The following is a 12,249-nucleotide window of genomic DNA, read 5'->3' on the forward strand; positions in this document are numbered from 1 at the left end:
AGGGTTGCTGTACAGTAAGGGTTATGGCGGACGACAGGGCCGGCTCTGCGGAGCACCTCGAGAACGAGGCGGTCGTGCTGTACGGCGACATCCTGCGGCTGACCGACTCGGTGGGCGGACGGGCCGAGCAGCTCATCCGGGAGGCCTCGGGGCTCGGCGGGTCCGAGTTCGACGTCCTGCTGCGACTGGCCCGCCATCCGAACGGCCGGACCACCAGCGCCCGTCTCGCCGAGGACCTGGTCTTCACCTCCGGCGGCCTGACCCGCCTGATCGCCCGCATGGAGGAGGCCGGTCTGCTCGTCAGGCACCCGCACCCCGACGACCGCCGGGCCGTGCTGCTGGAACCGACCGCGCAGGGCCACGAACTGCTGCGGCGAGCGCTCGAGGCACACGTGCCCCAGATCACCGCGGCCCTGTTCGATCCGCTCACCACGGTCGAGCGCCTGATCCTGCGGGAGTTGGTGACGAAGCTGCTGGCCCACTCTCCCCGCGGCCTGGTGCGGGACAAGGCACATCCCGCAAACGAAGAACAGCAGTGAAGGTCCTGCTGATCGGCCCCACCGGCACGTGCAGGTCGGCACCCCTCGCACCATTACCTTTGACGTCCGAAGTGGCCGGTGGGGACTTCGGGGCACCGGCTTCGCGCTCATAGCGTCGGTGACGTGACGGATGACAAGATCTTCTTGCCGAGGTTCGGTGCGGTGTGCGGGGTCGTGCTCGCCTTGTCGATCGGGGTGCCCGGGGCTGTCGAGGCGTTCACCGGGGAGACGGCGGCTACCAGCTTGGCGATCGGGTTGGGGACGGCGTTCGGTGCGCCCGCGGTGGTGGCGTTCCACGGGCACCAGGCGCACGCGTCCGGGAGGTTCGGGGCGTTCGCCTTCGCGGCGAACATGATCGGGCTGGGGTTGTTCACCGGGGTGGCGTTCGCGTTGAACCTGGTGATCTTCTTCCAGCAGCCGGAGCAGGTGGCCACGCTGACGAAGGTGGTGCTGAAGGCGGGCTCGCTGGTGTTCGTGCTCGGCACCGTGTTGTTCGGGGTGTCGATGGTGCGGGCCAAGGTGTTTCCCGCGGTTCCGGCGTGGGGGTACGGGGTCAGTTTCACGTTGCTGGCGGTGTTCGCGGCGCTGCCGGACACGCCTTGGTCCGCGCTGCTGCACGTTGTGTGCGCGGCGGTGTTGGTGTGGCTTTCCGCGGCGGTGTGGCCTGCGCGTTCGGCATTAGCCTGAGCGGCATGCACACCTCGCGACCGGCGCCCTGGGTCTCGCCCGTGCTGTGCGCCGCGGTGTTGATCGCGGGGGTTTATGCCGCGGTTTCCGGGCTTGGCACCACCAGGTTGCCGTTGCTGGTCGGTGGGCTGGTGGTGCTCGTGGCCGTGGATCTGGCGGAGGTCCGGCGTTATCCGGTGCGCACGCCGAAGCCGGTGGCGGCGGCGTTGTTGGTGTTGCGGGCGGTTCTGTACGTGGGTGTGGCGTACGTGGACGGGTCTGGGCTGGCGCGGGTGTTGTTGCTGCTCTTGCCGTTCGCGGCGTACTTCGCGTTCGGGCAGCGGGTGGCGGTCGGGCTGGCCGCGGTGTGCTTGGCGGTGGCGGTGGTCAGCACTCCCGACTGGTACGCGCATGTGGAGCAGGTGTCGGATCTGGTGATGTTCACCGTCGGGCTGGTGCTCACCATTGCGATGGCCGCGGTGGCGGTGCGCGAGCGCGATGGGCGGATTCGGCTGCTGGAGTCGCATCGCACGGTGGCGGAGCTGTCGGCCGCGGCGGAACGGGCCAGGGTGGCCAGGGACCTGCACGACGATCTCGGTCACCACCTGACGGCGATCGTGGTGTTGCTGGAGAAGGCCGCCGCGTTCCACGACCGTGAACCGGACACCGCGAAGGCCGCCGTGCTCGACGCCGAACGGTCGGCGCGGCGTGCGCTGGGCGAGGTGCGCGAGTCGGTGCGGTCGCTGCGAACGTTTCACCTGCTCGCCGCTCTCGACGAACTGGTCGCGGGCCAGGACGATGTGACCCTGACGGTCAGCGGTTCCCCCGAAGGCCACGACACCGGTGCCCTGCACGCGCTGTACCGCGCCGCGCAGGAGGGCATCACCAACTCGCGCAGGCACGCCGCTGCCAGGTGCATCGCCGTCGCGGTCGACCTCGACGCCGAACGGGCCCGGCTGACCGTGGCCGACGACGGGCGGGGCATGGGCGCGGCGGCAGAGGGGTTCGGGTTGCTCGGGATGCGGGAACGGGTCGCGCTGGCAGGTGGGCGGGTCGACCTCGCCAGCACGTCGGCCGGCACGAGGCTGACCGTGACGATCCCCGCGGCGAGGCCAGCGTGACGCGCGTGCTGGTCGTCGACGACCAGCGGCTGATCCGCGAGGGCATCGCCTCCCTGCTGGGCCTGCAGTCCGGCATCGAGGTCGTCGGCACCGCCGCGGACGGGCTCGAGGCCGTGGAACAGGCGGTGACGCTGGCCCCGGACGTGGTGCTGATGGACGTGCGGATGCCCGGAATGGACGGGGTCGAGGCGGTGGCGTTGCTGCGCAGGCGTGCCCCTGCGTGCCGGGTGGTCATGCTGACCACGTTCGACGACGAGGACTACGTGGTGCGCTCACTGCGCGCGGGTGCGACCGGCTATCTGCTCAAGGACCTGCCGTCGCAGGAACTGGCGGCGGCGGTCAAGCTCGCCGCGGCGGGGGTGGCCCAGTTCGACCCTGCCGCCGCGGCCCGATTGGCGGCGGTGCTGGACCGGGCCGACGGCCGTCGCGAGCCGCTGACCGTGCGGGAGGTCGAGGTGCTGCGGCTGGTCGCGGCAGGGGCCACCAACCGGGAGATCGCCGAGCGCCTCTACCTGTCCGAGGGCACGGTGAAGAACCACATCTCGCGCATCCTCGGCAGGCTCGGGCTGCGCGACCGCACCCAGGCCGCCCTCTACGCCCAGGCGCACGGTCTGGTGTGATCGGGGCCGCGGCGTGTGGTGGAGCGCAGCCACAGGTCGAGGTTGAGGGCGAAGTCGATGCCGGAGCGAGTGGCGTGGTCGGTGCCGGGGCGATCGAGCCGGGTGCGCAGCCGGTCGGGGTCCAGCAGCGTCCACACCGGGGCTGACGGGGTGGCCAGCAGGTCGCGGGCCTGCGCGGTGATCATGCGGTGGTAGGCCGGGTCGTGGGTGACGGGGTAGGGCGCCTTGGTGCGGTTGGTCACGCTGGCGGGGAGCAGCGGCGCCGCGGCTGCGCGGAGCAAGGACTTTTCGCGGTTGTCGAAGTTGTGGTGTGTCCACGGGGTGTTGAACGCGTACTCGACCAGCCGGTGGTCGCAGAACGGCACTCGCACTTCGAGTCCCACGGCCATGCTCAGCCGGTCCTTGCGGTCCAGCAGGTGTGGCAGCCAGCGGGTCAGGTGCAGGTACATCATCTTTCGCATTCGGCTGCCGGGCTCTCCGGTCAACCGGGGTACTTCGGCCAGGGCTTGGTCGTAGTGCGCTTCGCGGTGTGCGGCGATGTCGAGCTCGGTCGTGACGTCGTTGCGCAGCAACGCCTGGTAGGTGCCGCTGTGGCCGGTGAAGTAGCGCCACGGGTAGTCGTGTGAGTCGACGCGGTCGGTGTCGTGGAACCACGGGTAGCCGCCGAAGACCTCGTCCGCGCTTTCCCCGGAGAGCACCACGGTGGTGTGCTCGCGAACCGCGCGGAACAGCAGGTACAGCGAGGTGTCCATGTCTCCGAGCGCTGGTGCGTCCTTGGCGGTCACCACGGCTTGCCGGTGCCGGGGATCGGTCAGCTCGACGGCGTCCAGCACGATGTCGGTGTGGTCGACACCGCAGTGGGTTGCGACGTCCCGCACGAACGGAGCGTCCGGAGTGGACCGCAGGCCGGTGCCGGTGAAGTGGTCGGCATTGCCCGCGAAGTCGACGGAGAACGTGCGCAGCGGCGACATGCCTGCGCGTTGTGCGCCGCGTTGGCCGAGTGCCACCAGGGCGCTGGAGTCCAGGCCGCCGGAGAGCAGGGCACCGAGCGGGACGTCGGCCTGGATGTGGCGCGCGGTGATGTCTTCCAGGAGATCGGCGACGTGGGTGATCGTGGTGTCGACGGTCTCGTGGTGCGGGCGTGCTTCCAGTTGCCAGTAACGCTGTTCGTGCACGCCGTTCGCGTCGAGGATCACGACGGTGCCCGGCCGGACCTCGTGCACGCCTTGGAAGAGGCTCTGTCCGGGGGTGTGCACGGACGCGAGCAGGTCACGTAATCCGTTGGTGCTCACGGACGGGCTCACCAGGCCGTTCGCGAACAGGCTTTTGGGTTCGGAGGCGAACAGCAGACCGGCGCCGTGCCGCGTGTAGTGCAGGGGTTTGACGCCGAGCCGGTCGCGGACCAGGACGAGCCGGCCGCGCAACTGGTCCCAGATCGCGAACGCGTACATGCCGTTGAGGTGTGAGACCGCGTCGACGCCCCATTCGAGGTAGGCGTGCAGCACGACCTCGGTGTCGGTGCCGGTGCGGAACTTGTGGCCGCGCCGCTCCAGTTCGTCGCGCAGTTCGCGGTGGTTGTAGACCTCACCGCTGTAGGTCAGCGCGACGACCGGTTCGTCGCTGTCGTCGGTGAAGACCATGGGCTGCTGGCCGTGTGCCGGGTCCAGCACGGCCAGGCGGCGGTGGCCGAACACGGCGTGCCGGCCGGCCCAGATGCCGTCCCCGTCAGGTCCGCGGAACGCCATGGCGTCGTTCATCCGCTGGACGCGGTCGCGCATCCCGGTCGAGGGACGGGTGAGGTCGGCCCAGCCTGCGATGCCGCACATCGGCTCACGGTTCTTTCGATCGAATGATCAGGAGTGGCCAATGAGAACAGGTCGGTCACCCAAAGTCCCAATTGCGTCACCCAAAGTGATGACGATCATGTGTCGAGCATCGGCCGACTACTACGGTCGTGCCGTTCCCGCGTCAGAAGAGGTCTTGATGAACACCAGTGAGCCGATCGCGATCGTCGGCATGGGGTGCCGGTTCCCCGGCGCCGCCAGTCCTCAGCAGTTGTGGGAGCTGGTGTGCGGCGAGGTCGACGCGGTGACCGGGGAGGCGCCCGCGGACCGGTTCGACGCTCGCGCGCTGCACGACCCGACACCGCGCCTGGCCGGTCGGCTGGTCAGCCTCGACGGCGGCTTCGTCGACGACACCGAGGAGTTCCTGCCGGACGCCTACTTCGTCACCGAACGGGAGAACGCGACTCTCGATCCGCAGCACCGGGTCCTGCTGGCGTGTGCCCGTGACGCGTTGTCCGATGCCGGACTGCCGGACGAGACGATCGCCGGGCAGGACATCGGCGTGTTCATGGGGCAGAGCACCGGTGAGCACTGGGATCGCCTGCACGGCACCACCACTGTCGACATGTACGCCATCGCGGCCGCCGCGGCACGCAGCTGCGCGTCCGGCCGCATCAGCTACGCGTGGGACCTGCGCGGCCCGTGCGCCACCGTCGACGCGGCCTGCTCCTCCGGCACCCTGGCCGTGCACCTCGCCTGCCAGAGCCTCCGCACCGGTGAGTGCGACGTGGCGCTGGCCGGTGGCGTCAGTCTCGTGCTGGGCACCGACCACACCGCCGGTTACTCCGCTGCCGGAATGCTGTCCGCCTCCGGGCGCTGCCGGTTCGCTCATGAGGACGCCGACGGCTTCATCCGCAGCGACGGTGCCGGAGTGCTCGCCCTCAAACGACTTTCGAGTGCGCAGGCGGACGGCGACACGATCCACGCGCTCATCCTCGGCAGCGCACAGGCCAGCAAGGGCCGAACGGCCAAGGCGGTCATCGCGCCGTCGGTGGAGGGCTACCAGCAGGTGATCACGCGGGCCGTGGCCACCGCGGGCATCACGCCGGATGCCATCGGCTACGTGGAGGCCCACGGCAACGCCGCACCGTCCGGCGATCGGCTGGAACTGCAGGCCATCGGCGCCACCATCGGAGCCGGCCGGCCGGCGCACAGCCCCTGCCTCGTGGGCTCCGTCAAGACGAACATCGGCCACCCCGAAGCCGCGGGCGGCATCGCCGGGCTGATCAAGGCGGCGTTCGCGGTGCGGGAACGGACCGTTCCCGGCAGCCTCCACAGCGACCGGCCCACGTCCCAGGTGGACTGGAAGGGGCTCAACATCGCCCCGGTGCCACAGGCGATGCCGTGGCCGGGCGACGGCCCGGCGATCGCCGGGGTCAGCAGCTACGGCCTGTCCGGCACGTTCGTGCACGTTCTTGTAGGCGAACCACCGCGCTGATCAGACGTCGCAGGCGTTCGAGATCGGTCCGCTGTGGACGGTGATGCTCCGAACAGGACAGAGCCCGGCCGGACGAATCCGGCCGGGCTCTGGTGTTGTCCGTGACTGCCGCCGGTGTGTCGGCGGCTGACGTGAGGACTAGGCGGGGACGATGTTCTCCGCCTGCGGGCCCTTCTGGCCCTGCGTGATGTCGAAGGAGACCTTCTGGCCTTCCTGCAGCTCACGGTAGCCCTGGGCAGCGATGTTCGAGTAGTGGGCGAAGACGTCGGCGCCGCCACCGTCCTGCTCGATGAAGCCGAAGCCCTTTTCAGCGTTGAACCACTTGACGGTTCCGGTGGCCATGGTGCACTCCAAGCATTTGAATGGCCCCGCAGATGCGGGACCGGTTGTAATCCGCCATGGCCGCGGTGACGCTGAAACAGCAAAACGCCCGTGACACTTGATCACGGGCGACCTGTACTTCGGAACCATGACTGACTGATAGGAACCACCTTACACGGGCGCGCGCGCTCGCGCGATCTCTGATGTGTCGTTGCTGGTCGTGTGGCCGGTCGGCGGGTTCTAGAAGATCGCGTTTGCGCAGCCCATCGGCTTGTGTGGTGCGGTTTCACCCCGTGTGATCTCCAGGTGTGTCTCACCCCACACCCGGACTCCCTCGACCACTGGCAGCACGGTGGTCCCGTATGGAGTGAGGCGGTAGATGACGGGCGCGGGGACCGGTCCGGTCTCCACGCGTTCGATCAAGCCGTCGGCTTCCAGCTCGCGCAGCTGTTCGGTCAGCACCTTGGGGGTGATGGGGGCGGCGCGGCGGCGGAGGGCGGCGAAGTGGGATTCGCCGTGGGCCAGCCAGTAGAGCAGGGTCAGCTTCCACTTGCCGCCTATCGCGGCGAAGGCGGCGGCCATCGGGCAGCCCGGCAGCGGGTTGGGGCGCGAGGGGTTACCTGCAGGTGCCTTCTTGTTCACGGCCGCACTCCGCTCGGATAGTCGGGCCATGACGGTGCCATACAGACGATTCCTCGTGGCCGGCCTTTCGGCCTTCTTGCTGATCGGGAGCGCGGTGTCGGGTGATGCGTCGACGCCTCCCGCCTCGTCGACCGTTGCTGACGGTCAGCGCGACTTCGACTGGGAGATCGGGAGTTGGCGAACCTCGGTGCGGGTGCTGGCCGAGCCGCTTTCGGGGTCCGCCGACGAGTGGCTGCAGTTCTCCGGAACCAGCGTCGTGCGGCCGCTGATGGACCGGCGGGCGAACGTCGTCGAGCTCAAGGTCTCGGGGCCGAGCGGGCGCATCGACGGGATGAACCTGCGGCTGTACGAGCCTCAGGCGACGCGGTGGAGTCTGACGTTCGTCAGCATGCGCAACGGGCTGCTCACGCCGGCCGTGTTCGGCGGGTTCCGCGACGGGGTGGGTGCGTTCTACGGGGACGACCAGCTGGACGGCCGGCCGATCAAGGTGCGGTTCCTCGTGTTCCGGCAGGGGGTGGACACGGCGCGGTTCGAGCAGGCGTTCTCGGGCGACGGCGGGACCACGTGGGAGACGAACTGGATCGCGGTGGATCGCCGCACGTCCTGAGGCCGGCTGACACGCGGCCACCGGTGGTGACCGCGTGTCGGCTGTTCGGGGGTCACCCGATGGCGGTCCCCTCAAGTTCGACCATCAGGTCCGGGAGCGCCAACCGGCTCACGCCCAGCATCGTGGAGGCCGGAGCCACCCCGGCGGCACCCAGGCGTGCGGCCAGCACGCCGTAGTGCTGGAACAGCAGGTCCACGTCGGTGGCGTAGACGTTGAGCCGGACGAGATTGCCCAGGGACATGCCGGCCTCGCTGAGGACCGCTTCCAGGTTGTCGAGGGTCAGTGCGAGCTGGGCGGCCATGTCGCCGGCGTGCTGGGGTTTGCCGTCGGCGCTCATCGAGGCCTGGCCTGCGCAGTACAGGGTCCGCGTGTGTCCGGAGACGACCTCGCCCTGGTTGTAGCCCAGCTCCGCGGACCACGGCCACGGGTTGATCGCTGATCGTTGCACTGCCACTTCGGCTCCGTTCGAGATCTTGATGTTGTGGTGATCAGCTTCCAGGGAAAACACGACATCCTTTGTCGTGTTTTCTGGCAGAGTTTTCGCATGCGTGCTGACCGCTTGGTCTCGCTGGTGTTGTTGTTGCGCCAGCGAGGGCAGCTGACCGCGGATGCGCTGGCCCGTGAGTTGGAGGTCTCCACTCGCACGGTGCTGCGCGACATCGAGGCGCTGTCGGCGGCCGGGGTGCCGGTTTATGCCGAACGGGGGCGGCGTGGCGGGTTCGCGTTGCTGCCGGGGTTCAGGACAGAGCTCACCGGGCTGAGCCACGATGAGGCCGTTGCCTTGCTGGCGGCCGGATCCGCGCGTGGCGAGCGGGCGTTCGGGCTCGGCTCCGCACTTGCTTCGGCCATGCGCAAGGTGGTCGACGCGATACCGGAAGGGCAGCGTGACGTGGCCCAGCGGTTCCTGGTCGAACCGGAGACCGATCTGCTCTCGCGCCGGGCGGTGACCGAGGAGGTGCCCGGCGCCGTGATGGCCGAGGTGCGGCGGGCGGTGCTGGCCGGGCGCCGGCTGCGGATCCACTACGCGGCGACGGGACAGGCGCCGCGGTGGCGCACCGTGGACCCGATCGGGCTGGTCACCGTGCGCGATCGGGGTTATCTGCTGGCCACGCGATCCGGCGCGGACCGCACCTATCGGCTGGCGCGGGTGCTGGCGGCGGAGGAGCTGCCGGAACCCGCCGAGCGTCCGAACCGGGTGGATCTGGACCGGATGTGGCGGGAGCGGAGCGCGCGGTTCCTGGCTGACGACCACATCACCGTGCTGGTGCGGGTGAAGCCGGTGCGGCGGGAGGATCTGCTGGGGACCGCGCTGGCCGTGCGCGCGGAGGAACCTGACGCCGACGGCTGGTTGCGGCTCGAGGTGACCTATCAGGACGCCTGGCACGCCGAGTGGGCACTGTGGCAGCTCGGCATGAACGCGGAAGCCCTTGCCCCGCAGTCGTTGCGCGATTCTCTGCACGAGCGCGCGGCGGCGATCGCCGCCCGTTATGGAACCTGACGTTCAGCGGTGTGCACGGCTCCAGAGGGCGGGCCAGCCGCCCTTGCCCAGCAGGGCCGCCGGAACGAGCAGGCCGCGCGAGGCGATGTGTTCCCAGAACAGTTCCACGGGTGCGCCGAGTTCGGCCGCCGCGGGCAGCGCGTTCTGCCACGGGCCGTGCGGATCGTTCAGCTCGCTTGCCGGGAAACCGGGGACCGAGACCTTCCTGGCCGCGGCGACCTGCACTGTGTTGTCCGTTGTGGACGAACAGGTGGTGGCGATCGCCAGCGCGCACACCAGTTCTGTCGAGGGGCGGTGAGCCACCGCGCGGGCCAGCACGTCGTCGGCGATCAGGTCGCCCATGGCGGTGCGGACGGACCGTGCCACCACGTCCAGGGCGAACGCCGGGGCGATTTCCGGACGGCGGACGAGCGCGCGCAGGGTCCGGGGGAGCGGGGCGCCGTCGGTGAGCGTGCTGAGGCGGTCGTACTCGCGCAGTTCTGGATCGAGCTTCGCCACCGCTGCGGTGAGCGGCCGGACGCGCGTCGCCTGCCACAGCGTCGATGCGCTGAGCCCGGCGTCGAGGGCGGTGCGGAGAAGGTCGACGTGGTCGGCAGAGCCCACGCGTTTCAATGCGACGACTGCCGCTGCCGGCTCGAAGTCGGCGGGCTGGCCGGGGCGTCCGAGGCCGCGTGCCAGCGTGACGTAGGTGCGTTGCGCGGAGGTGACTGAGGCCAGCTCGTGCTCCACTGCCGCGGTCAGCGCGCGGATGAGCTCGGCCGGCAGGCGCCCGGCGGCGGAACGGCGGGCGGAACCACCTCGTGTTCGCACCGGCGGGACGGGCAACAGCGGTTCGGGGGCGATCGGCACCGGAGCCGGGATCTCGTCGACCCAGTGCTTGACCTGCTTCTGCAGGGCAGGGGTGACGTTGTCGTTGAACCGTGCGCGCAGCTCGTGGATGTGCCAGCCGCCGGTGTGGCGGCGGATGTCCAGGTTGGCGACGATGCGGCCGGAGGAGGGCTCGCGCAACGCCATCAGCACGCACAGACCCCGGCGCGCTTCGTCGGCGTACCACGGGTAGCCGATGCAGTTGCCCATGTAGCTGGACCACTCGGCCAGCTGTCTCGGGTCACGGCCCAGTTCCACGGTGAGATCGGCGACCACCTGTTTGTCCACAACGGACACTTCGGGCGGGATCGGGAAGATGCCGACGCTCGCCTCGGCGATCACCGCGTCCGCGCCGACCCCGGTGGCGAGCTCCGCCCAGCTGCCGCAGCGGGGTGGTGGGGTCGCTCCGAACATCACCAGCTGGGCGACCCCGGCGGCGGCGAGCGGGACGGAGTCGGCTCGTGGTGTGCCGAGAACAGTGGATGGTGCCGGCGGCTGGTAGTCCAGCAATGGCACGGGCTTCTCGTGCCGCACGGTGGCGTGCTCGCTGCCGTAGAACGGCGCCAGTGCGTCGGCCAGATCGGCGAGCCAGAGCAGGTCGTGCGGTGATTCCTGCGCGGCCGGGTCCGCCGCGAGTCGTTGCGCCAGCGTCTGGGCAGGGCCGTCGGCGTGCGCGTCGGTCAGCGGTGGCTGCTCCCAGCTGCCGGGCGCGCGGGAGAAACCTGACAGGGCACGCCATTCGTGCAGCTCGGGCGCCTGCCACGGCTTGCAGGTGTCCCAGCAGTTGTGCAGCGGCTGGTCGTCCAGATCGGCGAGCAGTTCGGTCACGGTGTCGAAGACGACCACGCCGTAGTTGCGGGCCATGGCGGCACGGGTCTTGACATGGGCCTCGGCCTTCGCCGTGAGCCTCCTGTCCGGACTCAGCACCTCGACCAGTTGGTGGACGTAGCTTCCCGGCCGCGCGGGGTGGCTGTAACCGCCCTCGACCCGGCGCGCGGCCCTGGACCGTTCGTCCTTGGTCAGGCAGGCGTTGGCGGCGACCAGCTCGTCGCGGTGCTTCTGCGCGGCGACCGCTAGGCCTTCGTCGGACAGGGTCCTGGCGAACCTCAGCAGTGCGGTGGCCGCGATGGCGTCGTGCATCAACCGGCGCAGCTCCGCCGCGGCCCACCAGTTCGGTGGCCGCCAGCGGGCAGCGGCGGCGAGCGTCGGCTCGCCGTCGGCCGCCCAGCCCAGCTGCTGCAGGATCGCCTGGTCGAAGTAGGTGCGGTGGCGTTCACGGAGCTTGTCGATCCGCTCGAGCCGGGTCTGCGACGCGGCTCGGCGTTCCTTGAGCTGGAGCTCGACCAGGTGCGCGCACACGTGCTCCCAGAGGCTGATGATCAACGCCAGCCGGCGCGGTCGCTGATATCCCGCCAGCGCGCGGGAGAGGTGTTCGGCCAGCGTGGACGCCGCGCCGCGGGGGAACGGGTCGATCCCGTCCGGGGCGCGCAGCTCGAGCACGCGCTCCAGCTGCTCGGGGCCGAGGAGGTCCGACGCGGCCGAGGCCAGGTGCAACGCGGCCCAGCGCTCCTCGCCGAGCGCCGTGTGCGCGGCCGCCCCGACGCGCTTGGTCGCCGCAGGACCGAACATCGCCACCAGGCCGGCGGTCCTGTCACCCAGCCGGTGCGCGCGGTCGACGCCGAGGACCTTCAGCGCCGCGAGCACCGCGTCACGCCGGTCACCGTGGGCGCCGGCCAGCCGCGCGGAGGTGAAGCCGCCGCCGAGGTCGACGCCCGCCGCGGCCGCCACGGGCCCGCCTTCGACCAGCAGGGTGAGCTGCCTGGTCGCTTCCCGCACGGCCTCGGGGGCCGCGTCGGACGGGCCGACGGCGACGGGCGCGCCCGGCGGGTTCGCACCGGTTTTGGACACGGCTCTGCCGCCGGACGTGGGGAGCCAGCAGCTCAACCCAGGTCCGGCGGTGACTCCGAAAGCCAGCTGGATGGACATCGACAACATCATCGCGCACCCCCGCCACCTGTTTTGGCTGCTCGGTGACGTGGTGACGCAGGCTGACCGATTGGTGACTCCGAGTGTCAGCGAAGTGTCA

General features: G+C 70.2%; 12 protein-coding genes. 7 read left to right on the forward strand and 5 right to left on the reverse strand.

What is annotated here, in order from left to right; all coding sequences use genetic code 11:
• Window positions 1-23 precede the first annotated feature (23 nt).
• From ACWGE0_RS10255 to ACWGE0_RS10270, 4 genes are all read left to right on the forward strand, one after another.
• A complete protein-coding gene (locus ACWGE0_RS10255; protein WP_452260582.1) occupies window positions 24-539 on the forward strand; it encodes a MarR family winged helix-turn-helix transcriptional regulator in 516 nt (171 codons plus the stop codon).
• A 123-nt stretch (window positions 540-662) separates the two neighbouring features.
• A complete protein-coding gene (locus tag ACWGE0_RS10260) occupies window positions 663-1,226 on the forward strand; it encodes a hypothetical protein (protein ID WP_452260583.1) in 564 nt (187 codons plus the stop codon).
• A gap of 5 nt (window positions 1,227-1,231) precedes the next feature.
• Window positions 1,232-2,326 carry a sensor histidine kinase gene (locus ACWGE0_RS10265; protein WP_452260584.1) on the forward strand — a complete coding sequence of 365 codons (1,095 nt, stop codon included), beginning with the start codon at window positions 1,232-1,234 and terminating at the stop codon, window positions 2,324-2,326.
• Window positions 2,323-2,946, forward strand: coding sequence for a response regulator (locus ACWGE0_RS10270; protein WP_452260585.1), 624 nt, complete (start codon window positions 2,323-2,325; stop codon window positions 2,944-2,946). Before ACWGE0_RS10265 ends, ACWGE0_RS10270 begins: the two co-directional genes overlap by 4 nt.
• On the opposite strand, the gene asnB is transcribed toward ACWGE0_RS10270, so the two are convergent.
• Window positions 2,919-4,772: an asparagine synthase (glutamine-hydrolyzing) gene (gene asnB, locus ACWGE0_RS10275; protein ID WP_452260586.1), complete on the reverse strand. Its 1,854-nt coding sequence runs from the start codon at window positions 4,770-4,772 to the stop codon at window positions 2,919-2,921. The genes ACWGE0_RS10270 and asnB overlap by 28 nt on opposite strands.
• 157 nt (window positions 4,773-4,929) lie before the next feature.
• On the opposite strand from asnB, the gene ACWGE0_RS10280 reads away from it, so the two are divergent.
• Entirely contained in the window at window positions 4,930-6,228 is a 1,299-nt protein-coding gene (locus tag ACWGE0_RS10280; protein ID WP_452260587.1) for a beta-ketoacyl [acyl carrier protein] synthase domain-containing protein, read from the forward strand.
• A gap of 138 nt (window positions 6,229-6,366) precedes the next feature.
• On the opposite strand, the gene ACWGE0_RS10285 is transcribed toward ACWGE0_RS10280, so the two are convergent.
• Both ACWGE0_RS10285 and ACWGE0_RS10290 read right to left on the reverse strand, forming a co-directional pair.
• Window positions 6,367-6,570, reverse strand: coding sequence for a cold-shock protein (locus ACWGE0_RS10285; RefSeq protein ID WP_319971049.1), 204 nt, complete (start codon window positions 6,568-6,570; stop codon window positions 6,367-6,369).
• A 219-nt stretch (window positions 6,571-6,789) separates the two neighbouring features.
• Complete coding sequence (locus ACWGE0_RS10290; RefSeq protein WP_452260588.1) at window positions 6,790-7,191, reverse strand: winged helix-turn-helix transcriptional regulator; 402 nt, start codon at window positions 7,189-7,191, stop codon at window positions 6,790-6,792.
• Between the two features lie 28 nt (window positions 7,192-7,219).
• Between ACWGE0_RS10290 and ACWGE0_RS10295 the strand changes: the two genes are divergently transcribed.
• On the forward strand, window positions 7,220-7,798 hold the full coding sequence (locus ACWGE0_RS10295) for a hypothetical protein (protein WP_452260589.1): 579 nt from the start codon (window positions 7,220-7,222) through the stop codon (window positions 7,796-7,798).
• A gap of 52 nt (window positions 7,799-7,850) precedes the next feature.
• Here the strand turns inward: ACWGE0_RS10295 and ACWGE0_RS10300 are convergent, their stop codons facing one another.
• Window positions 7,851-8,246, reverse strand: a complete 396-nt coding sequence (locus ACWGE0_RS10300; protein ID WP_452260839.1) for a RidA family protein — start codon at window positions 8,244-8,246, stop codon at window positions 7,851-7,853.
• A gap of 96 nt (window positions 8,247-8,342) precedes the next feature.
• Between ACWGE0_RS10300 and ACWGE0_RS10305 the strand changes: the two genes are divergently transcribed.
• Window positions 8,343-9,296, forward strand: a complete 954-nt coding sequence (locus tag ACWGE0_RS10305; protein WP_452260590.1) for a helix-turn-helix transcriptional regulator — start codon at window positions 8,343-8,345, stop codon at window positions 9,294-9,296.
• A 3-nt stretch (window positions 9,297-9,299) separates the two neighbouring features.
• On the opposite strand, the gene ACWGE0_RS10310 is transcribed toward ACWGE0_RS10305, so the two are convergent.
• Window positions 9,300-12,149, reverse strand: a complete 2,850-nt coding sequence (locus ACWGE0_RS10310; protein ID WP_452260591.1) for a hypothetical protein — start codon at window positions 12,147-12,149, stop codon at window positions 9,300-9,302.
• Window positions 12,150-12,249 lie beyond the last annotated feature (100 nt).

The sequence above is a fragment of the Lentzea sp. NPDC054927 genome (assembly GCF_053610285.1).